The following is a 25,964-nucleotide window of genomic DNA, read 5'->3' on the forward strand; positions in this document are numbered from 1 at the left end:
AGGTCATTGGGTCGAGCCGAAGGCGTAGCGCGCCCCGACGTAGACGAAGCGGCCTCGGAGCGGGCCGAAATCGGTTGGATTGGAGAAGTCGCGCTGGCGGTCGAACAGGTTGTTGATGCCGGCGAACACCGTGAGCTGGCGGCCGATCTTCTGGTTCACCATCAGGTCCAGCGTGGTCCAGCCCGGCGAGCGGCCGCCGCCGCCCGAGCCGCCGTTGGACTGGGCGACGTCGTCGGACGAGATCAGCTCGCTGCTCTGGATGCGGGTGCGCACGGATACCGTGGTGTCGGGCAGGGCGCGCCAGTCGGCGCCGATGCGGCCGATGTGGCGCGGCCGCCGGGTCAGTTCGCCGCCGGTGTCCAGGTTCTTGGCGTCGGTGAAGGTGTAGCCGACGTTCAGCGCGAGGGCCGGCGTGGCCTGCCAGCGCAGGCCGGTCTCGATGCCCTGGGTGCGGGCGCGCGCGATGTTGCGGTAGGTGTAGGCCGTGACGCCATCGATGATGGTGGTATTGCTCATGTCCGTCTGGATCAGGTCCTTCACCCGGTTCATGAAGGCATTGATCTCGAACGTGACGTCCTGGCGGAAGGTCAGGGTGCCGCCCAGCTGGAAGCTGTTGGAGGCCTCGGGCTTCAGGTCGGGATTGCCCAGCACCATGTAGCCCAGGGCGCGGTGGTCGAACAGGTAGTAGCGTTCCTTTAGGTTGGGCACGCGGTAGCCCTGGCCGAAGCTTGCCCGCAGCACGCCGTTCCAGTCCTGGGTGTTGAGCAGCTTGCCGCGCAGGCTGGCCTTGGGCGCGAAGTGGCCGCCGAAGTCGGAGTCGTCCTGGTAGCGGGCGCCCAGCAGCAGTTCCCAGGTGTCGTTGAAGATGATGTCGTTCTGGGCGAAGACTTCCTTGCTGGAACGATCGACCGAACCGCTGCGCACGAATTCGGAGACGCCGTTGTTGTCCTGCTTCAGGTCTTCGTAGTGGTAGTCGGCGCCGAATTGCCACAGCTGGTTGCGCCAGGCCGGCAGGTCCACCTGCGCGGTCAGGTGCCCCATTTCCTGCTTGGCATTGCGGCGCGTGGTCGGGAAGTCGTTGGAGTAGGCCTGGGAGGTGCTGTCGTAGCGCTCGCCCACGCCCTTCAGTTGCAGCCTGGCGCCGTTGCCGAGTTCCCACTGGCCGCCGCCGGTGATGCGCTTGCGCTCGATGGTCTCGGTCTTGCGCTGCGGCAGCAGGTTGGGCGGCACGAAGGTGGTGTAGCGCTGGGTATCGTCCTCGCGGTAGATGCTGCCGTCCACGAAGTAGCGCTGGCGGGCGCCGGGCAGCCAGTCCACGCGTGCCGAATACTGCTGGCGGCGGATCTCGTCGCCCTGGCGGCTCCAGGCATCGGGGTTGACGCCGAAGCCGTCGTCGTCCAGCACGTCGGCCGCGATGCGGCCGCGCAGTTGTTCGTTGCCGCCCTGGATGGAGAACTGGCCGTGCCGGTTGGCCGGCCGCCACGAACCGCCCTTGCTGTTCTGGCTGCCGTAGCTGCCGGCATCCAGGGTGGCCGTGCCCGACAGTCCCGGCTGCGCGGGGCGGGTGATGACGTTGATGACGCCGCCCATGGCCGAGCTGCCGTATTGCGCCGAGGTGGCGCCCTTGACCACTTCGATGTGGTCGACGTCCGTCAGCAGGTACTGGCTCAGGTCCACCGTGGAGCCGGTGCTGGCCGAGATCGGCAGGCCGTCGATCAGCACCAGCACCTGGTCGCTGCTCAGGCCCTGCAGGGACAGCTCATAGCCCGACTTGCCGTGGATTTCCCGCAGCTGCAGGCCGGGGATGTTCTCCAGCGCCTGGGTCAGGGTGCGGGCATGGGTGCGCTCGATTTCCTCGCGGGTGACGACTTCGGTGCGGATGGGGGTGTCGTCCAGTGCCTTCTCGGTGCGGGTGCCCGTGACGACGACGGGCGCGAGCGTGTGGGTCTCCTGCGCCATGGCCACGGCGGCGGTGGCCAGGGGCGCGCTCAGGGCGACATGGAGCGCCCGGCGCAGGGGGGATGGCGTGGAGAGGAAGGAGGACGGACGGGACATGGAACCAACCGGGCCGCGAGGCATGGACGAACGAAGCCGAGATTCTTGAGCAAATACGGATTTTAATCAAGATTAATTCTCACTATCATTTATATTTTGATTATTGAAAAGAGCCAAAAAACGCCCGCGACCGGGCAAACCGGTCGCGGGCGTCGGGTGGAGCCGGGGAAGCGGTCAGTCGATCTTCAGGTTCTCTTCCTTGATCAAGCGGCCCCATTTCTCGGTGTCCTGCTTCGTGCGGGCATCCAGTTCGGCGGGTGTACTGGCGATCAGGTCCACGCTTTGCTCGCGCATGCGGGCGACCAGCGCCGGGTCGGTCAGCGTCTTGCGCAGCTCGGCGTTGAGCTTGTCGATGACGGGCCGCGGCGTGCCTGTGGGCGCGTACAGGCCGTACCAGGTGGTGTATTCCATGCCGGGCAGCGTGGCCGAGATCAGCGGCAGGCTGGCGGTGTCCGACGCCTTGCTGGGAGCCGTCAGCCCCAGCGCCCGGATCGAGCCCTTGTCGATCAGGGCCTTCAGCGACGGCATGCTGCTGAACAGGGCCTGGACCTCGCCCGAGGCCAGGTCCACCATGACCTGCGAGGTGCCCTTGTAGGGGATGTGCTCGATCTGGGTGCGGCTCAGGGCCTTGAACAGTTCCATGCCCAGGTGCGCCACGCCGCCGGTGCCGGCCGAGCCGAAGTTCACCTTGCCCGGGTGCTGGCGGGCGTAGTCGATCAGCTCTTGCACGCTGGTGACGGGAATCTTCGTCGTCGCCACCAGCACGTGGGGACTGCTGGACACCATGCCGACCGGCACCAGGCGCTTCATCGCCTCGGCGCTGCTGCGCATGGTCAGCGGCTGGATGGTGACGTTGCCCGACGCCGCCATCAGCAGCGTGTAGCCGTCGGGAGCCGCGCGGCCCACGGCGTTCATGGCCGGGACGCCGTGGCCGCCGCCCATGTTTTCCACCACGATGGTCTGGCCCAGTTGCTGGCCCAGCCGGGTGGCGACCTCGCGCGCCACCACGTCGGCCGGGCCGCCCGCGGCGAACGGCACGACGAAGCGCAGGGGCTTGGCGGGATAGGATTGGGCGCCGGCGGTGGGCGCTGCGCACAAGGCCAGGCTCGCCAGGGCGCCGGCCAGGAAGGGGCGTCGATACATGAGTCGTCTCCGGTTCGTTATGGGATAGGCGCGCGGCATGCGCGCTAACGGGGGCCCACCGCGATGGCGGCGCGGGCCAGGTCCGCGTCCAGCCAGGCGGGCTTGAGATCGCCGCGGGCGATGGCGGCCATGCGTTCCTGCTCGCGCAGGTACTTCGCGTGCGCGGCGGCCAGCAGTTCGTCCTTGCGTTCCAGCGGCACGACCACGACGCCGTCGCAGTCGCCGTGGATCCAGTCGCCGGCGCGCACGGGGGCGCCGGCGCAGACGATGGGGTGCAGCACGCTGCCGTCGCCCTTCTTCGAGGGGCCCGCCGGGTGCGTTCCCGCCGCGAAGACGGGCAGGCCCAGTCCGGCCAGTTCCAGGCTGTCGCGGATGGCGCCGTCGATGACGACGCCGGCCAGGCCGGCGGCCTTGGACTGGGTGGTCATGATGCCGCCCATGACGGCGCGTTCCAGATAGGCCTGGGCATCGATTATCAGCACCTCGCCGGCCCGGCAGAGGGTCAGCGCATGGTGGATGGCAAGGTTGTCGCCGGGAGGGACGGACACCGGCAGGGCCGGACCCCAGAGCCGCCAGGCCGGATCCAGCGGCTTGATGCGCGCGGACAGCGCGTAGGCGCCGACGTCGGCCAGCAGGGAGGAGGCCAGCCAGTCGGGATGGTCGAAGGCGGATGTCATGCGAACTCCTGGGAAGAACTGCGGCACGGGCCGGGCCGCTCGATGGGACTTTAATCCATACAATTTCGTTGTACGCTATACAACGATTGGTCGGTACGATGCCGGACCTGCATCAAGGAAAGCCGCATGAGCAACGAAGGCGTGACCGCCGTGGAGCGGGCCATGGCCGTCCTGGACTGTTTCCGGCTGGACGCCGACCGTCTCAGCCTGGCCGATTTCGCCGCGCGCCTGCCGCTGCACAAGACCACCATCTATCGTCTGCTGAATTCGCTGGTGCGCACGCGCTACGTGGTGCGCCATGCCGACGGCCGCTATTCGCTGGGCCCGCGGGTGCTGTACCTGGGCAGGGTGTGCGAGCGCAGTTTCCGCCTGGCCGACGTCGTCGTGCCGCAGTTGCGCGAGTTGTCGCGGGCAAGCGGGGAAACCGCGTCCTACTACGTGGCCAGCGAAGGCCAGCGCCTGTGCCTGTTCCGCATCCAGCCGAACGAGGGCATGCATGACCAGCTCACGGCCGGCAGCCTGCTGCCTTTCGACGACAGCGCGACCGGCCAGGTCTTCCATGTCTGGGTCGTGGGCGACCGGCGGATCGCGCTGCCCGACGACCTGCCCACGCATTCGAGCGGCCTCTACCACCAGTTCGTCACGTCATGGTCGGTGCCGGTGTTCGGCGACCAGGACGCGTTCGCGGGGGCGCTGACGCTGTCCGGCCTGGCGCAGCGGGTGGAACCGGAGGGCGCGGGGCATCGGGACCTGCTGATGGTCCATGGCCGCAGGCTGTCGGCGGCGCTGGGCGCATCGGCGTCCTGGTGCGACACCGTGTACGGGGAAGAGCCATGAACGCGCCCGCCGGGCCGCGCACGAGGGACGGGGGGAGCAACATGGACATCCGGCTGGACAACCGCGTGCGGGGCCGGTTGCGGCTGCGGCACCTGGAGCTCCTGGACGTGCTGGACAACACGGGCAGCATCCACAAGGCCGCGGCGCGGCTCAGCATGACCCAGCCCGCCGCCAGCAAGCTGCTGCGCGATGCCGAGGACATCTACGGCACGCAGTTGTTCACCCGTTCGTCCAGCGGGTTGCGGCCCACGCCGGGTGGCGACGCGGCCATACGGTGGGCCCGCAGCATCCTGCGCAGCGTGGGCGATTCCTTGACCGAGGTCCAGCTGATACGCGAAGGCGCGCATGGCCGCGTGCGGGTGGGCGTGTTTCCGGCGGCGGTGTCGGTGCTGCTGGGCACGGCGCTGGACCGGCTGCACGAGCGCTGGCCGGACGTAGTGGTGCTGGCCACCGAAGGCAGCAACGAAGTGCTGCTGCCGGCGCTGGCGCGCCAGGAACTGGACGTGGTGCTGGGCCGCCTGACCGCGGCCACCCAGGATCCGGCGTTCCGAAGCGAGCTGTTGTATGACGAGCCCGTTTGCGTGGTCGTGCGCAGCGGCCATCCCTGGGCGCGCCGGCGGCGCCTGGACCTGCCCGAGCTGGCCGCGTCGCAGTGGATACTGCCCACCGAGTTCGCGCCCATGCGGCCCCAGTTCGAGCAGATGTTCGTGAAGGCCGGTGTGCCCGTGCCCCGGCCGCGCGTGGAGACCGCGTCGCTGCTGCTCAGCCAGGCCGTGATCCAGAAGTCGGACATGCTGGCCGTCGTGCCGGGGCGCGTGGCGGCCCACTACCGCGACCAGGGGCTGTTCGCCATCCTGCCCTTCGCGCTGCCGTTGACGATTCCGCCCGTGGGCGTCATCACCCATGCCCATCGTCCGGTCTCGCCGGCGGTCGGCCATTTCCTGGACGTGGTGCACGAGATCGCGGGGCTGGAGGCGCGGGCGCGGGAAGCCGCGGCCCGCCAGCGTCCCGTCAGGCAGGCGGTGGCTGGATCTCTACCCGCAGGGCGCCGAGGGACTCGATCCGGGCGCTGACCACGTCGCCCGCGGCAAGAAAGCTGCGGCGCGCGGCGCCCACGCCCGCCGGGGTGCCGGTCAGCACCACGTCGCCGGGTTCCAGCGTCATGATGCGCGACAGCGTCGCCAGTTGCTCGCCGATGTCGAAGATCATGCCCGAGGTGCGCGCATCCTGCCGGACGTCGCCGTTGACGTCCAGGCGCATGGCCAGGTCGTGCGGGTCGGCAACGAAGGCGGCCGGCACCAGCGGGCCGAGCGGGCAACTGGTGTCGTGCGCCTTGCCCGCGACCCAGTCGAATTTGTAGAAGGTCTCGGGCGCGCGGTTCAGGTCGCGGGCGGAAAAATCGATCGCCACGCAATAGGCCGCGACGTGCTCGCGCCAGTCCCCGGCGGCGATCGCGCGGGCCTCGCGGCCGATCACCAGCGCCAGTTCGATCTCCCAGTCGAAGGACCGGCAGCCGCGCGGAATGCGCACGGTGGCGCCGGGACCCACCACCGCCTGCCGCGCCGGCTTGAAGAAAAAGAACAGCCGCTGCGCGGATTTGTCGTGCGCGTCGGGTACCTTCATCTCGGCCAGGTGGTCGTAGTAGTTGGCGCCGGCGCACAGGACCTTGCCGGGATATTGCAGCGGCGCCAGCTCGGGGGCGTCGGCCGGCACGGCCAGCGCGCGCAGCTCGCCTTCGGCGCCTGCGATGCGCGCCAGCCCCGGCTGATGGGCGGCCCAGTCGCGGAACAGGCCGATGATGCTGTCCGGCATCGCGTCCATCCCAAGCGCCCGGGCCGATGCCGCGATCGGATAGCAGCCCCGGGCGGTCTGCAAACAGCCGGTCGGCGCGCCATGCACCAAGCGGGTAGTCAAAGAAAACATCGTTGCTTCCTCATTCCATCCATCCATGAGCGATCCGTCGCATGCGGCAGACGCTACTCAACCCAGGATGCGGTGGATCCGGCTCCGCCGGTCCACCCGCATCGCCCCCTGGGGGGCGCGCGACGCGCGTAGGGGGGAACCTCTAATCAGCACTGAAGCCCGAGGCCTGGACTGCCTGGCGCCATTGTTCGAGCTCGCGGCGGCCTTGTTCGTCCAGTTGGCGGGGCGTGCTGTCCACCGGGGTCATGCCCATCTGGGCCAGCTTCGCGCGCACGTCGGGCTCTTTCAAGGCGCGGACGATGGCCGCGTTGAGCCGGGCGATGCGGGCATCCGGCGTGCGCGCCGGCGCATAGATGCCGCCCCAGCCCTGGGCCGTATCCATCCGCAGGCCCAGTTCCGCCGCGGTGGGCACGTCTGGCAGCTCGGCCGCCCGCTGCGAGCCGAAGGTGGCCAGGATGCGGACCTTGCCGGCCTGCTGCAGGTTCAGCATCTCGCCGATGTTCAGGATCGCCGCCGGGATCTGCGCGCCGACCAGCGCGGTGATGACCTCGGCGGCGCCCTTGTATCCGATGTGTTCCATCCGCACGCCGGTGGTCTGCGACAGCGAGACGCCCAGGAAATGCTGGATGCTGCCGGCCGACGGCGTGCCGTAGAAGGCCGCCGTGGGATGGGCCTTGGCCCAGGCCAGGAAGTCCTGCAGGCTGCGCACCGGGGACGAGGCCGGCACGGCCAGCCCCAGTTCCCAGGTCGGCAGCTTGGCCACCGGCGCGAGGTCGGTGAACGGGTCATAGCCCAGCTGCTTGAACACGTGCGGATACAGGTAGATGGTCGCGCCCGGCGCCACCACCAGCGTGTTGCCGTCGGGAGCGGCCGCCTTGACATGCTGGATGGCCAGCCGCGCCTGGGCGCCCGGCCGGTTCTCGACGATGGCCGGCTGGTTGAGCGAGACGCGCAGCTTGTCCGCCAGCAGGCGCGCGATGATGTCGAAGTTGCCGCCGGCGGGCAGGCCCACCACCAGCTTCAGGGGCTCCTGGGCCTGGGCCGCCGTAGCCGCCACCGCGAACAGAAGAGCGAGCCAGGCTCGCCGGATAAGGGTCGGGATCATGATGCGCCTCGTGTGCCCGGATGGGCGTTGGCCTACGGCTTGCGCGCCGCGGTCACGGCGATCTCGACCTCGTATTCGGGAAAGGCCAGCTTGGCCTCGACGCAGGAGCGCACCGGCTTGTGGCCGGGAATCACCCACTGGTCCCAGATCTCGTTGAGCCTGGGCCATTTCTTGTAGTCGTCGATCCAGACCATGGCGCTCAGGATGTGCTTGCGGTCCAGGCCTATGCCTTCGAGCTGGGCGTCGAGCTTGGCCAGGATCTGGCGCAACTGGCCGTCGAAGTCCTGCGAGGGATCGTCCGCGACCTGCCCCGACATGTAGACGAGGTTGTCGTGGATCACGATCTTGCTCATGTGGGCGTTTTCGTTCAGGCGTTCGATGGTCATGCGCGGCTCCTTGGTGTGTGCCGGCACATTGTGGGCGCGATGCGCGCCGCCGCCATAATGAAAGAAACTTATCTCCCGAGAACCGGGAAGAATCTCCGGCGGCCTCAGGCGTCCAGGTGCGGCCGCATCAGGGCCTCGAACCATTCCACGAACATGGCCAGCCGGCGCGACCGCTGCCGGCGGTGGGGATACAGCAGGGAGACCGGCATGGGCGCGGGGCGCAGGCCGGGCATGACCTCGACCAGTTCGCCGGCATCGAGCAGATGCCGCACGTCGAAACGCGGGATCTGGATCAGCCCCAGGCCCATCCGGCAGCAGGCGATGTAGTTCTCGGCATTGTTCACCACCACCTGGCTGGGCACGTCCCGGCTCCGCGGTTCGCCGGCGGCGTCCAGGTATTCCCACGCCGTTTCGCGGCCCGTGGTGGCCGAGGCATAGCCCACGGCCCAATGGCCATCGGCCAGTTCGTCGGGATGGCGGGGTTCGCCGTGCTGGCGCAGGTATGCGGGGCTGGCGCAATTGATCAGCGCGATGTCGCCCAGCGGACGAACGACCAGGCTGCTGTCGTGCAGGGCGCCGATGCGCACTGCGCAGTCCACGCCTTCGCGCACGAGGTCGATGGCGCGGTCGCCCGAGCGCAGCAGCAGTTGCAGGCGGGGATGGCGCTGCAGCAGGCCGGGCAGCGCGGGCACGACCAGGCGGCGCGCGATGCGGCTGGGCACGTCCACGGTCAGCCGCCCGGCCACCTGTTTTTCGCGCGCGTGGAACAACTGGTCGATGTCCTCGACCTCGGCCAGCAGCGGCCGTATGCGTTCGATCAACTGCTGGCCGTCGGCGGTCAGCGACACGCGCCGGGTCGTGCGATGGAGCAGGCGCGCGCCGACCTGTGCCTCCAATTGCTGGACGGCCGCCGACACCGAGGCGCGCGGCAGCTCCAGCGCGTGGGCCGCCTTGATGAAGCTGCCCATCTCCGCTACCTGGACGAAAACGCGATACTGGTCGAAGCGATCCATGCCCCAAGCATAGAGCAGGATGCCGCTATTTGGTGGTGTAGCCGCCGTTGATGAGGATGGTCTGGCCCGTGATCCACCAGCCGTCGCTGACAAGGTGGCGGATGAACGGGACCACGTCCTGGATGTCGGTCAGCCCGGTCTTCGAGAATGGCGACAGGGCCGCCGCGGTCTTGTGGTAGGCCACCGCCTCGGCCTGCTCGGCGGGATAGAAGAAGGGCGTGTCCATCGGGCCCGGGCCGACCGCGGTCACCGAGATGCCGCGCTGGCCGAACTCCTTGGCCGCCGCGCGGGTGAAGTGCTCCACCGGCGCCTTGGTGCCTTCGTAGGCCGCGTAGAACGGCGTGAACGCGCCCAGCAGCGAGGTCACCAGCGTCACGATCTTGCCGTTGTCGTTCACATGGCGGCCAGCTTCCTTCAGGAAGAAGAACGCCGACTTGGCGTTGACCGCCGACATCTCGTCGTATTCCGCTTCGCTGATGTCGACGATGGGCTTCTTCAGCACCTTGCCCACGGTGTTGATGGCGATGTCCGGCCGTCCGGCCACGGCGATGGCATCGGCGAACAGTTTTTCCACCGCACCGGCCGTCGTCAGGTCGGCCTGCAGGGCCGCCGACTCGGCGCCCGCGGCGCGGACCGCGGCCACGGTGGCGTCCGCGTCCGCCTTGGACGCCGGGCTGTTGTAGTGGACGATGACGGCCTTGGCGCCCTGCGCGGCCAGGTCGCGCGCGATCAGTCCGCCGAGATTCTTCGCGCCGCCGGCGATCAGCGCGACCTTGCCGCGTATCGAATGGTCTGCCATGGAAAACTCCTGTGCGATGGAAACGAGGGTTCCAGCTTAGGAGCGTGGGCCGATCCGATCAGCCCCCGGGGACTGGATGGACTATCCAGGAAATCCGGCCAATCGCGGTACACCCGATCTCGGCCGCCATGGTGGCGCTACTTCCAAGGATTGATGACGGTCAGTCCCGCGGCTTCTAAGGGACTGGTGTCGCGGGTGGTGACCGCGAAGCCCCGCGCGAGAGCCGAAGCAGCGATGTAGCCATCCGCCTTGCCGATGGCCTTGCCGGCCTTTCGCGCCCCGGTCATCAGGTCGGAGTACGCGCGAGATGCATCCAGGTCAAAGGGCAGAATGCGGCCCGAGAATGCTGGCAGGACCTCGTGCTCCTGACGATCGAGATAGATGGTGCGCCGTTTGCCTTCGGGCCTGGCGGCTTGCTCCAGAATGCCGCGGACTTCGGCTGCTGTGCTGTGGCCATGCATCGCTGCGCGAACCCGAATGGCGCGATGAACCTCCTCGGGAATATTTCGGACAGTGATGGAACGCATTTTCAAATCCTCAAAATGATGGATTTGAAATCATTTCATCATTTTGATATCAATCTGGCGAGGTCCACCCGCACGACCTGCCCATTCTCGATGGGCGACGCCAGGTCCGTCTCGCGGAAGCGCCGCATCCAGGGCGGCGTGGTTTCCAGCCCCAGCGCGAGCGCGAGCTGGTAGGCGTGGAAGAACTGGCCGTGGCCGACCGCGACGACGAAGCCGCGCAGCGTGCGCACGCGCTCGTCGAAGGCGCGCAGGCGGCCTGCGAACTCGGAAAACGATTCGGCGTCGTCGCCGTCGCGGTAGTCGGGGTCGGCGCGCCGCCAGTAGGCGTCGGCCAGGGGCCGGCGCTCGTGCACGTTCAGCCCCGCGCACTTGAGGGCCGACAGGTAGGTGAATTCCTGGATGGGCCAGATCTCCATCGGGGTGGCGGGCCATTTTTCCAGGATGGGCGCGGCGGTTTCCTGCGCCCGCAGGAAGGGCGAGACGATCAGCAGATCGGGGCGCCGGTCGACCTGGCGGGCGGCAAGCAGGGCCTGTTCGCGGCCCAGCGCCGTCAGCGGGCTGGAGCCTACCTCGGAAGTGGCCGCCCCGGCGTTGGCCGTGCTTTGTCCGTGGCGGATCAGCCAGAGTTCGCGCAATGTCATGGAGCGGCAAGCGGGAAGGAAAGGGTCTTGTTGTACACCGGTTGCGAGAATTGCGCGCCCAGGGCCTCGCGAGCCTGGGCGACGAAGGCGCTCTCGCCCTGGCGTGGAGGCAGCAGGTGGAAGGTGGCGTCGGGCAGCGCGGGCAACCGCCGGCCGGGAGCCAGCCGCGCCATGCCGGGCCCCAGCGACGAGGCGTTCAGGCAGGCGATGCCCAGTCCCGCCGCCACGGCCTGCTGCATGCCGGCCACGCCCGATGCCACGTGCGCGAGCAGGTAGGGTACCTTGGCGCGATCCAGCAGGCCGACGGTGTATTGGTGCAGGGCGCAGGTGTCCGGCAGGGCCACCAGCGGCAGCGGGGCGGTACGGCTGAACGCCGGCGGTGCGCCGTCGGCCGCCGTCCAGCACAGCGGTTCGCGCCGCAGGCGCAGCCCGGCGGGCGGGCGGCGGCCACCTGCGCCCCGGGATTCGATGCGCATCGAGATCGCCACGTCGAACTCGCCGCGCGCATAGGCCTGTTCGATGACGCCGCTTTTCAGGATGGCCACGTGCAGGCGCACCCCGGGATGGTTCTGGCCCAGCCGGCGCAGCAGGGGCGCGATGTCTCCCGGGCGGAAGTAATCGGTGACGGCCAGGCGCAGTTCGCCCAGCAGGGGTACGCCGCGCAGGTCGCGGTAGGCTTCTTCGTTCAAGGCCAGCAGGCGCCGGGCATGGGCCAACAGGCGGTCGCCGGCGGGGGTCAGGGTGACGCCGCGCTTGGCGCGCACCAGCAGGCGCTGGCCGGCCTTGTCCTCGAGCTTGCGAATCTGTTCGCTGACGGCCGATTGCGACAGGAAGAGGCGCGGCGCGGCTGCCGTCAGGCTGCGGGCGTCGGCCACGGCGGCCAGGGTGCGCAATTGGTCGAACTCGAAGCCGTCCATGCCTATCCATCGGAAAGTTTGATGGATAAGATCCTAAAATCCCGTTTTTCAAATGTCAAAGGCCGCCCTAGACTGGCCTCGTCCATTGCACGAGGAGCCTGTCATGCCACACATCGTCATCCATCTTTCCGGCCAGCCCGAGGCGGCCCTGACCCGGGAAGCCGTCCAGGCGGCCACCCGGCTGACCCAATCCATCCTGGGCAAGGAAGAGCGGGTCATCGCCGTCGCGGTCCAGTACGTCCCGAAGGACCAGTGGTTCATCGGCGGCCGATCGCTGGAGGAGCAAGGGGCCAATGCCTTTCACCTGGACATCAGCGTGACCGACGAGACCAATACCAAGGCCGAGAAGGCGCGCTTCATCCGCGAGGTCTACGCGGCATTCAAGGAGCTGTTGGGAGGCGTGCACGAATGCTCGTACGTACACGTGATCGATGCGCGCGCCGCCGCCTACGGCTACGGCGGCGCGACGCAGGAGTACCGGCACCAGCGCGCCGGGTGACGCGCCGGGCGGAGGACGGGTCCTAGGGCCTGTTAACACAAACCTCGTAGGCCATCGGCGACGAGGACGAAGTTAAGGAAAGCCAGGAACATCGCATCGAGCTTCTCGAATCGGGAGAAAATTCGCCGAAATCCCTTCAAGCGGCGGAACAGTCGCTCGACTTCGTTACGCCGTTTGTACATTGCGCGATCGTATTCCCATGGGTTCAGCCGCTGCGGATTGGGCGGAACCACTGGAATAAATCCGAGATCAAGAGCCAATTGAATAGTCTCATCCCCTTGGTAGGCCATATCCATGAGCAAGTGCACAGGTCGACTCGTGCGGCCCAGGCTCTCGAGCAAGCGCCGACCTTGCGGCCCATCGCCAGCTTGGCCAGGCGATAAACAGAACGTCACGGCCGTTCGAGCATCCGCGGCAACCATATGAATCTTGGTGTTCCATCCGCCTCTAGACTTCCCGATGGACTGCGGACCGTTTTTTTTAACGCACCGGTTCCATCGGGATGCACCTTGACACTTGTGCTGTCCAACGAGACGGCTTCAATCTTGATGCGCACCACTTGCAAGCACTGCAATTCTTCGAACATTCGATCCAGAACTCCGGATTTGGACCAGCGGCGCATGCGTGTGTAGACGGTGTGCCAGTTTCCGAAGCGCTTGGGCAAGCCTCGCCACTTACAGCCATGCTCGGCCACGTAGAGCATCGCGTTGACTACCTGCAGGTTGGTCATGCTCACATTGCCTCGCTGTCTCGGCAGACAATGCTCTACGAGCGCAAATTGTTCAGATGTAATCTCCATGGACCACATAGTCCATCAACTTGGCCTGTGACGCAATTAGTGTTAACAGGCCCTAGGCCAGCTTCTGTTTCAGCAGTTCGTTGACCTGCTGCGGGTTGGCCTTGCCCTTGGCGGCCTTCATCACCTGGCCGACCAGCGAGTTGAAGGCCTTTTCCTTGCCGGCGCGGTATTCGGCCACGATCGCGGGGTTGGCGGCCAGCACGTCGTCGATCATCTTGCCGATGGCGCCGGTATCGCTGATCTGCTTGAGGCCGCGCGCTTCGATGATGGCATCGGCGTCGCCGCCGTTCTCGCCCTGCCAGATGGCGGCGAACACGTCGCGGGCGATCTTGTTCGAGATCGTGCCGTCGGCGATGCGCGCCAGCAGCTTGCCCAGCTGGGCGCTGGAGACGGGGCTCCGGGCGATGTCCATTTCCTCGCGGTTCAGGGCGGCGGCCAGCTCGCCCATGATCCAGTTGGCGGCCAGCTTGGCCTGGCCGGCGGGCAGCGCCTTGGCGGTGGCCTCGAAGAAGTCGGCGGTATCGCGGCTGCCGGTGAGCTGGGCGGCGTCGTAGGCGGGCAGGCCGTAGTCGGCTTCGAAGCGGGCGCGCTTGGCGGCGGGCAGCTCGGGCATGTCGGCGCGCACGCGCTCGATCCAGTCCGGCGCGATGACCAGCGGCGGCAGGTCGGGATCCGGGAAATAGCGGTAGTCGTGCGCGTCTTCCTTGGACCGCATGCTGCGGGTCTCGTCGCGGTCGGGGTCGTACAGGCGGGTTTCCTGCACCACCTTGCCACCGTCCTCGATCAGTTCGATCTGGCGCCGCACTTCGTATTGGATGGCGCGTTCGAGGAAGCGGAACGAGTTGACGTTCTTGGTCTCGGTGCGGGTGCCGAATTCCTTCTGGCCCACGGGGCGCACGGACACGTTGGCGTCGATGCGGAACGAGCCTTCCTGCATGTTGCCGTCGCAGATGCCCAGCCAGACCACCAGCGCGTGCAGCGCCTTGGCGTAGGCCACGGCTTCCTCGGCAGAACGCATCTCGGGCTCGGACACGACTTCCAACAGCGGGGTGCCGGCGCGGTTCAGGTCGATGCCGGTGGACTTTTCGCCGTGGGGGCCGGCGAAGTCGTCGTGCAGCGACTTGCCCGCGTCTTCTTCCAGGTGGGCCCGGGTCAGGTTGATGGTCATTTCCCGCTCGCCCACGAAGAAGGTGAGCGAGCCGCCCTGCACCACCGGGATCTCGTACTGGCTGATCTGGTAGTTCTTGGGCAGGTCGGGATAGAAGTAGTTCTTGCGCGCGAAGATCGAGCGCGGCGCGATGTGCGAGCCCAGCGCCAGGCCCAGCTTGATGGCGCGTTCGACCGCGCCCCGGTTCATGACCGGCAGCGTGCCCGGCAGCGCCAGGTCCACGGCATTGGCCTGCATGTTGGCCGGGGCCCCGAAGCGGGTGCTGCTGCCCGAGAAGATCTTGGACGCCGTGGACAGTTGCACGTGCGTTTCCAGACCGATGACGACTTCCCAGTTCATACGTTCATTCCGCTTGAAGGATCACAGGCTGCCCGGGCGGCGATCATGCCAATCGGTGGCTTGTTGGAAGATGTCGGCGATGCCGAGCAACCGGCCCTCGTCGAAATAATTGCCGATGATCTGCAGGCCGACGGGGCGCTGGCCGTGCACCGGACCCAGGCCGAAGCCGCAGGGGATGGACACCCCGGGCAGGCCCGCCAGGTTCAGGCTGAGCGTGTAGATGTCGGCCAGGTACATGGCCACCGGATCGTCGGTCTTCTCGCCCAGGTTCCAGGCCACGGTGGGGGACACGGGGCCGACGATCACGTCGCACTGGTCCCGCAGCGCCTTCTGGAAATCGTCGGCCACCAGCCGGCGCACCTTCTGCGCCTGCAGGTAGTAGGCGTCGTAGTAGCCGTGCGACAGCACGTAGGTACCCGTCAGGATACGGCGCTGCACTTCCAGGCCGAAGCCCTCGGCGCGCGAGCGGCTGGTCATGTCGGCCAGGTCGCGGTATTGGGCCGCGCGGTGGCCGTAGCGCACGCCGTCGTAGCGCGAGAGGTTGCTCGAGGCCTCGGCCGGGGCGATGACGTAGTAGGCCGGGATGGACAGTTCCGTGCGCGGCAGCGAGATGTCCACCCGCCGGGCGCCCAGCGCCTCGAATTGCTGCAGCGCGGTCTCGATGGCCATGCGCACGTCGTCGGCCAGCCCGGCGCCGAAGAATTCGCGCGGGATGCCGATGCGCAGGCCGGCCAGCGGCTTGTCGCCCTGGGCCCGCGCCGCGAACGCGTCGAACGCCGCGCGCACGCGGCCGGGGGCGTTGGGCTCGGCGCCGCAGCGTTCCAGGCTGGTGGAGTCCCGTTCGTCGAAGCCGGTGATGGGGTCCAGCAGTTCCAGCAGGTCGCGCGCGTGGCGGGCGATGGGGCCGCCCTGGTCCAGGCTGGAGCCGTAGGCGATCATGCCGTAGCGGGACACGGTGCCGTAGGTGGGCTTGATGCCGCTGACGCCGCACAGCGAGGCCGGCTGCCGGATCGACCCGCCGGTGTCGGTGGCCGTGGCGCCCACGGCCAGGCCCGCGGCGACCGCGGCGGCCGAGCCGCCGGACGAACCGCCGGGCACGGCCGCGGTGTCCCAGGGGTTGAGGACCGGGCCGTAGGCCGAGTTCTCGTTGGACGAACCCATCGCGAACTCGTCGCAATTGAGCTTGCCCAGGGTGACCGCGCCCGCCGCGGCCAGTCGTTCGACCACGGTGGCGTCGAACGGGCTGACGTAGTCCTTCAGCATGGCGCTGGCCGCCGTGGTGCGCCAGCCGCGGGTGACGAAGACGTCCTTGTGGGCGATGGGGATGCCGGCCAGCGGGCCGGCCTGGCCGTTCGCCAGCGCGGCGTCGGCGGCGCGGGCCTGGGCCAGCGTCAGTTCGGGGTCGACGTGCAGGAAGGCATTGAGTTCGTGGCGGGCGGCGATGGCCTCGAGCGCGCTTTGCGCCAGCTCGACGGCCGAGACGCGGCGCTCGTCCAGGGCCTTGCGCAGCTCGGCGATGCCGGAGAATTCGGTGTGCAGGGGTTGGGGCATGGGCTTACTCGATGACCTTGGGCACCAGGAACAGGCCGTCCTGGACGGCCGGGGCGTTGGCCAGCAGGGCGTCGCGCGAGTCGGCGGTGGCCGGCTCGGTGGCGGCGTCCTCGCGCAGGCGCAGCGCCACGTCCTCGATGGCCGAGATGGGATGGGTGAGCGGTTCCACGCCCTGGGTGTCGACCGCCTGCAGTTGCTCGATCAGGCCGAAGATGCCGTTCAGGTCCTTCAGGACGCGGGCCTGGGTGTCGCCCGCAAGTTCGAGACGGGCCAGCCGCGCGATGCGCGTGACGTCGGTTTCGGTAAGCGCCATGGCAGTGTGATGGAAAGGCTGCGAAACGGCGTCGGACGGGGCTTTGGCGCGCTTCGGGGCCGGGTGGGTCGTAGCACTGCTTCGAAGACCGCAGAATCGAGAATAATGCAGAACTTTGATGCAGTTTCAGGGTATTGAAGCAGGATTATAAGTTATCATTTCGCGTTTACCGGACCCGCCCACCCCGCATCCGTTCTTCATAAAAGATTCCCGATGTTCAGTTTCCTGCGCAGTTATTTTTCCAATGATCTGGCGATCGACCTTGGCACCGCCAACACGCTGATCTACGTCCGCAGCAAGGGCATCGTGCTGAACGAACCCTCGGTGGTGGCCATCCGCCAGGAAGGCGGGCCCAGCGGCAAGAAAACGATCCAGGCGGTGGGCAAGGAAGCCAAGCAGATGCTGGGCCGCGTGCCCGGCAACATCGAAGCCATCCGCCCCATGAAGGACGGCGTGATCGCCGACTTCACCGTGACCGAGCAGATGCTCAAGCAGTTCATCCGCATGGTCCACCCCAAGGGCCTGTTCGCCCCCAGCCCCCGCATCATCATCTGCGTTCCCTGCGGCTCCACGCAGGTCGAGCGCCGGGCGATCCGGGAATCGGCGCTGGGCGCCGGCGCCAGCCAGGTGTTCCTGATCGAGGAACCCATGGCCGCGGCCATCGGCGCCGGCCTGTCGGTTTCCGACGCCAGCGGCTCGATGGTGGTGGACATCGGCGGCGGCACCACCGAGGTCGCCGTGATCTCGCTGGGCGGCATGGTCTACAAGGGCTCGGTGCGCGTGGGCGGCGACAAGTTCGACGAGGCCATCGTCAACTACATCCGCCGCAACTACGGCATGCTGATCGGCGAACCCACGGCCGAACTCATCAAGAAGGCCATCGGATCGGCGTTCCCCGGCTCCGAGGTCAAGGAAATGGAAGTCAAGGGCCGCAACCTGTCCGAAGGCATCCCCCGCAGCTTCACCGTTTCCTCCAACGAAATCCTCGAGGCGCTGACCGATCCGCTGAACCAGATCGTCTCGGCCGTGAAGATCGCGCTGGAGCAGACCCCGCCCGAGCTGGGCGCCGACATCACCGAGAAGGGCATCATGCTGACTGGCGGCGGCGCGCTGCTGCGCGACCTGGACCGCCTGCTGCAGGAAGAAACCGGCCTGCCCGTCATCGTGGCCGAGGATCCGCTGACCTGCGTGGTGCGCGGCTGCGGCCAGGCGCTCGAGCGCATGGACAAACTGGGCGCCATCTTCACGAACGAGTAATCTTTTCTCGTGGTTGTCATCGCGACGGGGCGAAGCGGCTGACAAGCGGTTCGCCCCGGTCTTTTTTCCTCGGGACCTGTCCCGGCATCGCCGGACGCTGGACATACTTCCATGCAATACAGTCCACCGTCGTTTTTCAAGCAAGGGCCGCCGGCCTTGGTCCGGCTGGCGTTCTTCGTGTTCCTGTCCCTGGTCATGCTGGTGGTCGATACCCGCATGCGGGCGCTCGATGCCTTGCGTGAAGCGGTCAGCGTCGTCCTGTATCCGTTCCAGCGCGTGATGCTGCTGCCTCGCGACGGCGTGCGCTACGTGGCCGATTTCTTCGAGGTCAACAGCAGCGTCCAGCAGGAAATCGAGTTGATGCGCCGCCAGCGCATCGAGATGGCGCAGTCCACCGCCCAGGCCGCGCAACTGGCTTCCGAGAACGCCCAGCTGCGCCGGCTGCTGGGCGCCAGCGAGCGCGTTCCGGCGCCCGCCGTCCTGGTGCAGGTGCTGTACGAGTCGCGCGACGCCTTCTCGCGCCGCCTCATCATCGACAAGGGCAGCCACTACGGCATCATCGCCGGCATGCCGGTCATCGACGACGGCGGCGTGGTGGGGCAGGTGGTGCGCACCTCGCCCATGACCTCCGAGGTCGCGCTGCTGACCGACCGGGTGCAGTCCATTCCCATCCAGGTGCTGCGCAACGGCCTGCGCGGCATCACCTCCGGCGGCGAGATCCCGGGCCGGCTGGGCCTGCGGTTCATGGCGTCCGACGCCGACATCCAGGTGGGCGACACCCTGGTCACCAGCGGGCTGGACGGCATCTATCCCGAGGGCCTGCCGGTGGCCACGGTCGAATCGGTCGAGCGCGACGCCAGTTCCGGCTTCGCGCGCATCCTGTGCAAGCCGGTGGCCGGCGTGGACCGCTACCGGCATTTCCTGGTGCTGCAGACCATCAAGCCGCAGGAGCTTCCCGGCGCGCCGGGGGACGAATCCTCCAAAAGCGAACTGTCGGACAAGTCGTCCCCATCATCCATGGCGCCCCGCGCTACCCCCAGCCGATGAAAGCACACTTCCTCATCCAGTGCCGCCCCCTGGGGGGCGCGCGTCAGCGCGCAGGGGGGGGCTTCCGTTGAAAGCACCTTCCACGCTGCCACGTTCCCGGGTTCCGACCGAACACCTGCTCTTGCCGGTCGAACCCCGCTTCATCTGGCTCACGCTGTTCCTGGCCTGGCTGCTCAACCTGCTGCCCTGGGGCCAGGTGGGCGGCATCCCCGACGCGCTGGCGATCTGCCTGGTATTCTGGAGCGTCCACGAGCCCCGGCGCGTGGGCATGTTGACCGCCTTCGTCTTCGGCATCCTGATGGACGTGCACGGGTCGGCCCGCCTGGGCGAGCACGCGCTGTCCTACACCTTGATGGTCTATCTGGCGCTGCTGATGCACCGGCGGCTGTCGTGGTTCTCGCCCTGGCTGCAGGCCTTGCACGTGCTGCCGGTTTTTTTCGTCTCCGAACTCACGGTATTCTCTATCCGCGGCTGGCTCGACGGCACCTGGCCCGGCTGGTGGTGGGCGCTGAACAGCGTGATCTCGGCCCTGTTGTGGCCGCTGGCGGGCTGGATCCTGCAAGCCCCCCAGCGCAGGCCGGTGGACCCCGACGACACGAGGCCCATCTAAGCCAGGCCAGCCGGCACCACGCAACACCGTCCGGCCCGCAGGGGCCGGGTTTCCGCAGCACATGACCGAACTCAAGAATACCGAGCGCGAACTCCAGCATTTCCGCCTGCGCCTGCTGGTGGCGGTGGGGCTCGTTCTCGTCTGCTTCGGCCTGCTCGGATCCAGGTTCTGGTACCTGCAGGTCGCCAACCACGACGCCTATGCCGCCCGCGCCGAGCAGAACCGCATCTCGGTCGTGCCCATCACGCCCCATCGGGGCATCGTCGTGGACCGCAATGGCGCGCTTCTGGCCCGCAACTACTCGGCCTATACGCTGGAAATCACCCCGTCCAAGGCGGGCAAGCTGGACGAGACCATCGAGCAATTGGGCGAGGTGGTGCACATCGACGCCCGCGATCGCCGCCGTTTCCGCCAGTTGCTGGGCGAGTCGCGGCGGTTCGAGAGCCTGCCCATCCGCAGCCGACTGACCGACGAGGAGGTCGCCCGCTTCGCCGCCCAGGCCTATCGTTTCCCGGGCGTGGAAATCCGCGCGCGGCTGCTGCGCAACTACCCCCAGGGCGAGACCGCGGCGCATGTGATCGGCTACATAGGGCGGATTTCCCAGCGCGATATCGGCCGGTTGGAAGAAGATGGCACCATTTCCAATTACCGGGGAACGGATTACATAGGCAAGGAAGGCCTGGAAAAATCCTATGAGAGCGTGCTGCACGGGAAGACCGGGGTCGAGGAGGTCGAGGTGACCGCCTCGGGCCGCGCGGTGCGGACGCTTTCGCGCACGCCGCCGGTTTCGGGCAAGAACCTGATCCTGTCCATCGACATCGAGCTGCAGAAGATCGCCGAGGCGGCGTTCGGCAACCGGCGGGGCGCGCTGGTGGCGATCGAGCCTTCCACGGGCGACATCCTGGCCTTCGTCTCGCGCCCGTCGTTCGATCCCAACCTGTTCGTCGACGGCATCGACGTGGACAACTGGAAGGCGCTGAACGAATCGCCCGATCGCCCGCTGATCAACCGGCCGCTGTACGGCACCTATCCCATCGGCTCCACCTACAAGCCCTTCATGGCGCTGGCCGGGCTGGAACTGGGTAAGCGGACCTTCACCGGCACCATGTACGACCCCGGCTATTTCGAGTTCGGCGACCGCCGCTACCGCAACTCCGGGGAGCGGGCCTACGGCACGATAGACATGCGCCGCGCGCTGGAAGTCTCGTCCGACACCTACTTCTATTCGCTGGCCGCCGACCTGGGCGTGGATGCCATCCACGATTTCATGAAGCCCTTCGGCTTCGGCCAGATCACCGGCATCGACCTGGGTGGCGAAAAGACCGGCATCCTGCCGTCCACCGCCTGGAAGCGGCGGGCCTATTCCAAGCCCGAGCAGCAGCGCTGGTACGCGGGCGAGACCATTTCCATCGGCGTGGGCCAGGGCTACAACGCCTTCACGCTGCTGCAGCTGGCCCAGGCCACTTCGGTGCTGGCCAACGACGGCGTCTACATGAAGCCCCACCTGGTCAAGTCCTTGCAGGACAGCGCCACCGGCGAACAGACCCTGACCGTTCCGCACGAAAGCTACCGCATTCCGCTCAAGCCCGAGAACATCAAGATGATCAAGCAGGCCATGGCCTCGGTCACGCGCAGCGGCACGGCGGCACGGGCCTTCGCCGGCGCGCCCTACGTCGCGGCGGGCAAGACCGGCACGGCGCAGGTCTACAGCCTGCGTTCGGGGGAACGCTACAACGCCAGCCGCATCGACGAGCGGCTGCGCGACCACGCCCTGTTCATGGCCTTCGCGCCGCTGGACCATCCGCGCATCGCGGTGGCCCTGATCGTCGAGAACGCCGGCTGGGGCGCCACCGTGGCCGCGCCCGTGGCGCGCCAGGTATTCGACTTCTGGCTGCTGGGCAAGCGCCCGGGCGGGCCCGTGCCCGACACGCCACCCCAACCTGCGGAGGCTGCCGGTGATTGACGGACCGGGCTTGTTCAACCGCCTGACCTGGCGCACTGTCCTGCTGCGCACGGTCGCGGTGTTCGACATTCCCATGTTGCTGATCCTGATGGCCCTGGCGGGTATCGGGCTGATGTCCATGTACTCGGCCGGAGGCGGTTTCGACGGCCGCTTCGCCGACCAATTGCGCAACTACGGCATCGCGCTGCTGGCGATGTGGCTGCTGGCGCAACTCTCGCCCCAGACGCTGATGCGGCTGGCGGTGCCGGTCTACCTGGTCGGGCTGGTGCTGCTGTTCGGCGTGGAGTTCGTCGGCGAGACCAGCAAGGGCGCGACACGATGGCTGAACCTGGGCTTCACCCGCATCCAGCCTTCCGAGGTGATGAAGATCGCCGTGCCGATGATGCTGGCCTGGTACTTCCACAAGCACCAGGGCACCTTGCGGATACGCGACTTCATCGTGGCCGCGGTGCTGATGCTGACGCCGTTCTCGCTGATCGTGCTGCAGCCCGACCTCGGCACCGCGCTGCTGGTATTCGGCGCCGGGTTCTTCGTGCTGTTCTTCGCCGGCCTGTCGTTCCGCCTGCTGGTGCCCATCACGCTGGTAAGCGTGATCGCGCTGGGGACCCTGGTCTCGCTGGAAGACACCCTGTGCACGGACGGCGTGGACTGGGTCGTGCTGCACGACTACCAGAAGCACCGTGTCTGCACCTTGCTGAATCCCGCCTCCGATCCCCTGGGCAAGGGCTTCCACACCATACAGTCGGCCATCGCGGTCGGTTCGGGCGGCATGCTGGGCAAGGGCTACATGCAGGGCACGCAGACCCACCTCGACTTCATTCCCGAGCGCACCACCGACTTCATCTTCGCGGTATTCGCCGAAGAATTCGGCTTCGTCGGCAACCTGCTGCTGCTGTTCCTGTACCTGCTGCTGCTGATCCGCGGGCTGACCATCGCCGCGAATGCCCCGTCGGTCTTCTCGCGCCTGCTGGCGGGGGCGCTGACCATGGTGTTCTTCGTCTATGCCTTCGTGAACATGGGCATGGTCAGCGGCATCCTGCCCGTGGTGGGCGTGCCGCTGCCTTTCATGAGCTACGGCGGCACGGCGCTGCTGACGCTGGGGTGCGCCGCGGGCATCCTGATGGGGATACAGCGGCACCGGGCGCTGGTGCAGAGCTAGCGGCGCACCCCTAGTCCTCCGGCAACGCCGGCTGCGGCGAGAACGGCGCCACGTTCATGATCTTCACCTCCTGGGCGACGAACGACCCCCGGTTCATCTGCCTGAAGGCAGCCCATTCGGGGTCCGCCTCCAACCGCTCGCGGCGCCGTTCGCGCTCGGCCAGGCTGGCGTAGGCCCAGATGTGGACGACCTGGTTCAGCGGACCGATCTCGCTTACGTAGAAGCCGACCAGCCCGCCCAGGTGCCGCATCTGCACGGGCAGGCCGTGCGTGCGGTATCGCTGCAGGTAGTCGTCCATGGTGCCGTGCTTGAGCGTGTAGGTGCGGTGCTCGACGATCATGCGGTGGGTTCCTCTGTTTCCTCTAGGGCTGGACCTGGATGCCGGTCTTCTTCAGGAAGGGGATCCAGCGGTCGAAGTCGCTGGCCAGCTTGGCCTTGAATTGCTCCGTGTCCATGGGGCCGATCAACCCCATGCTGCCCAGCTTGTCCGATACCTCGGGCGAGCGCGCGACCTTCAGGATGGCCTGCTCCAGCTGCCGGCGCGTGGCCTCCGGGGTGCCGGCCGGCGCCAGGATGCCGTAGGCGTTGCTCATCTGCAGGTCGGGATAGCCCGCCTCGACCGAGGTCGGCACGTCGGGCAATTGCTTGGAACGCTGCGTGTCGAACAGCACCAGGCCGCGTACCTTGCCTTCGCGCACGTAGGGCGCGAGGATGGTCACGTCGGCGTTCAGCGCGTCGATCTGCCCGGCCAGCAGGTCGGCGATGGCGGGGGCCGCGCCGCGATACGGGACGTGCAGCATCTGCGAACCCGTGTAGACGTTCACCATCTCGCCGCCTATGTGCATGGTGGAGCCGACGCCGGACGAACCGTAGCTGATGCGCGCCCCGGACTTGGACTTGTCCACCAGCTCGCGCAGCGTGCGCACGCCCAGGTCGGGGCGGGCGATCATCAGGGTCTGGACCTGGCCGATCAGCGCCACGGGTTCCAGGTCCTTGCGCGGGTCGTAGGGCAGTTGCGTCATCGTGCCCGCCGACATCACGTAGCCCGAGGTCGCCACCAGCAGCGTCCCGCCGTCCGCGGGCGACTTGGCGACATAGTTGGCGCCGACGACGCCGCCCGCGCCGCCGCGGTTCTCCACCACGACGGTCTTGCCCAGCGCCGCGGTGAGCCCCGGCGCGATGATGCGCGCGACCTGGTCCACCGGACCGCCGGCCGCGAAGGGCACCACCAGCTTGACGACATCGGCGGCGGGCGATGGGGCCGCGACGGCGCACGACAACAGGAACAGCAAGGCTCGAACTCGTTGCATGAAGGTCTCCTCCATGGCGCTGCGCCATGGTCGTGGTCGACGCGGGGCGGATGCCGGAGCCGGGGTGCCGCGTTCAGCCCCGGAAGCGTGGTTCGGGCAGGCCGCCCACGCCCACGTCGAGCGCGAACAGTCCGCCGGCGAGCGGTTCCCTGGCCAGCTCGGGAATGCGTTGCGAATGGCTGGTGACGTACAAGGTGTCGAGCCGGTCGCCGCCGAAGGCGGGGCAGGTCGGATTGGTGACCGGCATCTGGATGACCCGGTCCACCTTGCCTTCGGGCGTGAGCCGCACCAGCTGCCCGGTGGCCACCATCGCGTTCCACAGGCAGCCGTCCACGTCCACCGTCGATCCGTCGGGGCGCCCTGCCTGGTGGGTCCAGTCCTTGAAGACGCGGCGATTGGAGATGACGCCGTCGTCCAGGTCGTAGTCGAAGGCCCAGATGACCTGCCGGTGCGTGTCGGCGAAGTACATCGTGCGGTCGTCGGGACTCCAGGCGATGGAGTTGGGCAGCACGACGTCGTCCAGCATGGCGTGGCAGCGGTGATCGGGGTCGAAGCGGTAGAGCCTGCCTTCCGGCGTGCGGCGGGTATCGGGCATGCTGCCCACCCAGAAGCGGCCGCGGCGGTCGCACTTGCCGTCGTTCAGGCGGTTGTCGGGCAGGTCGGGTTCCGGGTTCAGCAGGGGCTGGGGAGGTTCGCCGGTATCGGGGTCGTACAGGTACAGGCCGTGGTTGGTGGCCAGCAGGAAGCCGCCCGCCTCGCGCAGCGCGATGCTGCCCACCAGCAGTTCGGGCGCCAGCCGTTGCGCGCGATGCCGGCCGGTGGCGGGTTCGTACGATTGCAGGGCGGGCCGCCGCACGTCCACCCACCACAGGCGCTGGCTGCGGTCGCACCAGAGCGGGACTTCGCCCAGGATGTCGGCCCCTTGGACGACGCATTCGATCTTGCCGGCCACCGTTGTCTCCTTCGGTCTTGTGGGCCCCGCGATGCGGAGCGTTTTTTTCAGGTTATTCCGTAATTCAGGATTCGTCAAACATCCCATTATTTAGGATTAATAAGTTGGTGTTGCCATGACCGGTATAATCCGCGTCACCATTCCGCCCCAAGCGCTCCGTGAACGCATCCGATAACGCCCGCCCGGCTTCCACGCTCGCCCGCGCTTTCGAAGTGCTGGAACTGCTGTCCGTCGAGCATCCGCTGCTGCGCGTCGAGGACGTCATGTCGAGGCTGGGCCATACCCGCTCCACGGCCTACCGGTACGTGAAGGAACTGTGCGACGCCGGCGTGCTGGCGCCGTCCTCGGGCGGCATGTATGCGCTGGGGCCCCGCATCATCGAACTCGAACGCATGCTGGTGCTGACCGATCCGCTGTACCTGGCGGGCCGCAAGGTGCTGCCGGCCGTGCGCGAGCCGGGCAGCGTGCTGCTGCTGCACAACCTGTATCGCGACAAGGTGTTGTGCATCTACAAGGAAGGGCCCGATACACTCGAATACCGTGGCGAGACCATCGCCGTGCGGCGCTCGCGGGGTACGCCGTTCCCGTTGTTCCGGGGCGCGGCCTCGCTGGCGATGCTGGCGTTCTTCACGCCGCATCGCATCCGGCAGGCCTATCTGCGCAGCGCCGACGAGATCGCTCAGGCGGGCCTGGGGCGCAGCTGGGAGGAATTCCGCGGGGCCCTGGCCGCGATCCGGCGCAGCGGCTACGCCACCAGCCGCAGCCAGATCACGCCCAACCTGGCCGGCGTGGCGGTGCCGATCTTCCTGCCGGGGGAAAGGAAGGTGATAGGCAGCCTGGCGCGCGCGTTCCCCGCCGAACTGCTCACGCCCGAGATGGAGCGGGCCTGCCTGGGCCGTTTGTCCGAGGCGGCCGCGCTGATCGCCCGGGAGTTCGTCCAGGCGGGGCACGGCGCCTAGGCGCCGCCTCCTGCC

The 25,964-nt window shown here is 67.7% G+C and carries 27 protein-coding genes; 9 read left to right on the top strand and 18 right to left on the bottom strand.

The features are described 5' to 3' along the window. Nucleotides 1-3: 3 nt before the first annotated feature. The 3 genes from R4823_RS01295 to R4823_RS01305 all read right to left on the bottom strand — a co-directional run bounded on the left by R4823_RS01295 (nt 4) and on the right by R4823_RS01305 (nt 3,875). A complete protein-coding gene (locus R4823_RS01295; protein WP_243724508.1) occupies nt 4-2,055 on the bottom strand; it encodes a TonB-dependent receptor in 2,052 nt (683 codons plus the stop codon). A gap of 174 nt (nt 2,056-2,229) precedes the next feature. Continuing rightward, nucleotides 2,230-3,198 carry a tripartite tricarboxylate transporter substrate binding protein gene (locus R4823_RS01300; protein ID WP_132979722.1) on the bottom strand — a complete coding sequence of 323 codons (969 nt, stop codon included), beginning with the start codon at nt 3,196-3,198 and terminating at the stop codon, nt 2,230-2,232. Between the two features lie 44 nt (nt 3,199-3,242). Continuing rightward, nucleotides 3,243-3,875 carry an RraA family protein gene (locus R4823_RS01305; RefSeq protein ID WP_132979723.1) on the bottom strand — a complete coding sequence of 211 codons (633 nt, stop codon included), beginning with the start codon at nt 3,873-3,875 and terminating at the stop codon, nt 3,243-3,245. Nucleotides 3,876-4,001: 126 nt separating this feature from the next. Between R4823_RS01305 and R4823_RS01310 the strand changes: the two genes are divergently transcribed. Continuing rightward, nucleotides 4,002-4,712 carry a helix-turn-helix domain-containing protein gene (locus tag R4823_RS01310; RefSeq protein ID WP_132979724.1) on the top strand — a complete coding sequence of 237 codons (711 nt, stop codon included), beginning with the start codon at nt 4,002-4,004 and terminating at the stop codon, nt 4,710-4,712. A 41-nt stretch (nt 4,713-4,753) separates the two neighbouring features. Further along, on the top strand, nt 4,754-5,785 hold the full coding sequence (locus R4823_RS01315) for a LysR family transcriptional regulator (protein WP_165963143.1): 1,032 nt from the start codon (nt 4,754-4,756) through the stop codon (nt 5,783-5,785). Here R4823_RS01315 and R4823_RS01320 read toward each other — a convergent pair. From R4823_RS01320 to R4823_RS01355, 8 genes are all read right to left on the bottom strand, one after another. Then, nucleotides 5,724-6,635, bottom strand: a complete 912-nt coding sequence (locus R4823_RS01320; RefSeq protein WP_087838808.1) for a fumarylacetoacetate hydrolase family protein — start codon at nt 6,633-6,635, stop codon at nt 5,724-5,726. The genes R4823_RS01315 and R4823_RS01320 overlap by 62 nt on opposite strands. Before the next feature lie 142 nt (nt 6,636-6,777). After that, nucleotides 6,778-7,740, bottom strand: a complete 963-nt coding sequence (locus R4823_RS01325; protein WP_132979726.1) for a Bug family tripartite tricarboxylate transporter substrate binding protein — start codon at nt 7,738-7,740, stop codon at nt 6,778-6,780. Nucleotides 7,741-7,772: 32 nt separating this feature from the next. After that, complete coding sequence (locus tag R4823_RS01330) at nt 7,773-8,126, bottom strand: RidA family protein (protein WP_087838806.1); 354 nt, start codon at nt 8,124-8,126, stop codon at nt 7,773-7,775. 104 nt (nt 8,127-8,230) lie between these two features. Then, complete coding sequence (locus tag R4823_RS01335) at nt 8,231-9,139, bottom strand: LysR family transcriptional regulator (protein WP_087838805.1); 909 nt, start codon at nt 9,137-9,139, stop codon at nt 8,231-8,233. A gap of 25 nt (nt 9,140-9,164) precedes the next feature. Beyond that, nucleotides 9,165-9,938, bottom strand: coding sequence for an SDR family oxidoreductase (locus tag R4823_RS01340; protein WP_087838804.1), 774 nt, complete (start codon nt 9,936-9,938; stop codon nt 9,165-9,167). A gap of 137 nt (nt 9,939-10,075) precedes the next feature. Next, complete coding sequence (locus R4823_RS01345) at nt 10,076-10,465, bottom strand: PIN domain-containing protein (protein ID WP_132979727.1); 390 nt, start codon at nt 10,463-10,465, stop codon at nt 10,076-10,078. Between the two features lie 38 nt (nt 10,466-10,503). Further along, on the bottom strand, nt 10,504-11,106 hold the full coding sequence (locus R4823_RS01350; protein WP_087838802.1) for a histidine phosphatase family protein: 603 nt from the start codon (nt 11,104-11,106) through the stop codon (nt 10,504-10,506). Then, the gene (locus R4823_RS01355) at nt 11,103-12,023 is read right to left on the bottom strand and encodes a LysR family transcriptional regulator (protein ID WP_132979728.1); all 921 of its coding nucleotides are present in this window, start codon (nt 12,021-12,023) and stop codon (nt 11,103-11,105) included. Before R4823_RS01355 ends, R4823_RS01350 begins: the two co-directional genes overlap by 4 nt. A 103-nt stretch (nt 12,024-12,126) precedes the next feature. Between R4823_RS01355 and R4823_RS01360 the strand changes: the two genes are divergently transcribed. Continuing rightward, the gene (locus tag R4823_RS01360; RefSeq protein ID WP_087838800.1) at nt 12,127-12,522 is read left to right on the top strand and encodes a 4-oxalocrotonate tautomerase family protein; all 396 of its coding nucleotides are present in this window, start codon (nt 12,127-12,129) and stop codon (nt 12,520-12,522) included. 32 nt (nt 12,523-12,554) lie between these two features. Here R4823_RS01360 and R4823_RS01365 read toward each other — a convergent pair. From R4823_RS01365 to gatC, 4 genes are all read right to left on the bottom strand, one after another. Beyond that, a protein-coding gene (locus tag R4823_RS01365; protein ID WP_132979729.1) for an IS5 family transposase occupies nt 12,555-13,321 on the bottom strand; the annotation gives its coding sequence in 2 pieces (ribosomal slippage) (nt 12,555-13,006 and nt 13,006-13,321; 768 coding nt in all). A 52-nt stretch (nt 13,322-13,373) separates the two neighbouring features. Beyond that, complete coding sequence (gene gatB, locus R4823_RS01370) at nt 13,374-14,828, bottom strand: Asp-tRNA(Asn)/Glu-tRNA(Gln) amidotransferase subunit GatB (RefSeq protein WP_087838799.1); 1,455 nt, start codon at nt 14,826-14,828, stop codon at nt 13,374-13,376. Nucleotides 14,829-14,849: 21 nt separating this feature from the next. Next, nucleotides 14,850-16,379, bottom strand: coding sequence for an Asp-tRNA(Asn)/Glu-tRNA(Gln) amidotransferase subunit GatA (gene gatA / locus R4823_RS01375; RefSeq protein ID WP_132979730.1), 1,530 nt, complete (start codon nt 16,377-16,379; stop codon nt 14,850-14,852). Between the two features lie 4 nt (nt 16,380-16,383). Beyond that, a complete protein-coding gene (gatC, locus tag R4823_RS01380) occupies nt 16,384-16,692 on the bottom strand; it encodes an Asp-tRNA(Asn)/Glu-tRNA(Gln) amidotransferase subunit GatC (protein WP_132979731.1) in 309 nt (102 codons plus the stop codon). Nucleotides 16,693-16,905: 213 nt separating this feature from the next. On the opposite strand from gatC, the gene R4823_RS01385 reads away from it, so the two are divergent. The 5 genes from R4823_RS01385 (at nt 16,906) to rodA (ending at nt 22,728) form a co-directional block, all read left to right on the top strand. Continuing rightward, nucleotides 16,906-17,949, top strand: a complete 1,044-nt coding sequence (locus R4823_RS01385) for a rod shape-determining protein (protein ID WP_087778192.1) — start codon at nt 16,906-16,908, stop codon at nt 17,947-17,949. A 111-nt stretch (nt 17,950-18,060) separates the two neighbouring features. Further along, complete coding sequence (gene mreC, locus R4823_RS01390; protein ID WP_087838796.1) at nt 18,061-18,996, top strand: rod shape-determining protein MreC; 936 nt, start codon at nt 18,061-18,063, stop codon at nt 18,994-18,996. Between the two features lie 67 nt (nt 18,997-19,063). Beyond that, complete coding sequence (mreD, locus tag R4823_RS01395) at nt 19,064-19,606, top strand: rod shape-determining protein MreD (RefSeq protein WP_338617095.1); 543 nt, start codon at nt 19,064-19,066, stop codon at nt 19,604-19,606. A gap of 61 nt (nt 19,607-19,667) precedes the next feature. Next, entirely contained in the window at nt 19,668-21,569 is a 1,902-nt protein-coding gene (mrdA, locus tag R4823_RS01400; protein WP_132979732.1) for a penicillin-binding protein 2, read from the top strand. A 73-nt stretch (nt 21,570-21,642) separates the two neighbouring features. Then, nucleotides 21,643-22,728 carry a rod shape-determining protein RodA gene (rodA, locus tag R4823_RS01405; RefSeq protein ID WP_132979816.1) on the top strand — a complete coding sequence of 362 codons (1,086 nt, stop codon included), beginning with the start codon at nt 21,643-21,645 and terminating at the stop codon, nt 22,726-22,728. Between the two features lie 10 nt (nt 22,729-22,738). On the opposite strand, the gene R4823_RS01410 is transcribed toward rodA, so the two are convergent. From R4823_RS01410 to R4823_RS01420, 3 genes are all read right to left on the bottom strand, one after another. After that, entirely contained in the window at nt 22,739-23,068 is a 330-nt protein-coding gene (locus tag R4823_RS01410; RefSeq protein ID WP_132979733.1) for an NIPSNAP family protein, read from the bottom strand. A gap of 22 nt (nt 23,069-23,090) precedes the next feature. Continuing rightward, entirely contained in the window at nt 23,091-24,038 is a 948-nt protein-coding gene (locus tag R4823_RS01415) for a tripartite tricarboxylate transporter substrate binding protein (RefSeq protein WP_165963144.1), read from the bottom strand. A gap of 73 nt (nt 24,039-24,111) precedes the next feature. Beyond that, nucleotides 24,112-24,990, bottom strand: a complete 879-nt coding sequence (locus R4823_RS01420; protein WP_132979734.1) for an SMP-30/gluconolactonase/LRE family protein — start codon at nt 24,988-24,990, stop codon at nt 24,112-24,114. A gap of 158 nt (nt 24,991-25,148) precedes the next feature. Between R4823_RS01420 and R4823_RS01425 the strand changes: the two genes are divergently transcribed. Beyond that, nucleotides 25,149-25,949: an IclR family transcriptional regulator C-terminal domain-containing protein gene (locus R4823_RS01425; protein ID WP_140416861.1), complete on the top strand. Its 801-nt coding sequence runs from the start codon at nt 25,149-25,151 to the stop codon at nt 25,947-25,949. The last annotated feature ends 15 nt before the right edge of the window (nt 25,950-25,964 follow it).

Source organism: Pigmentiphaga sp. CHJ604 (assembly GCF_036972535.1).
Lineage (GTDB): Bacteria > Pseudomonadota > Gammaproteobacteria > Burkholderiales > Burkholderiaceae_B > Pigmentiphaga > Pigmentiphaga daeguensis.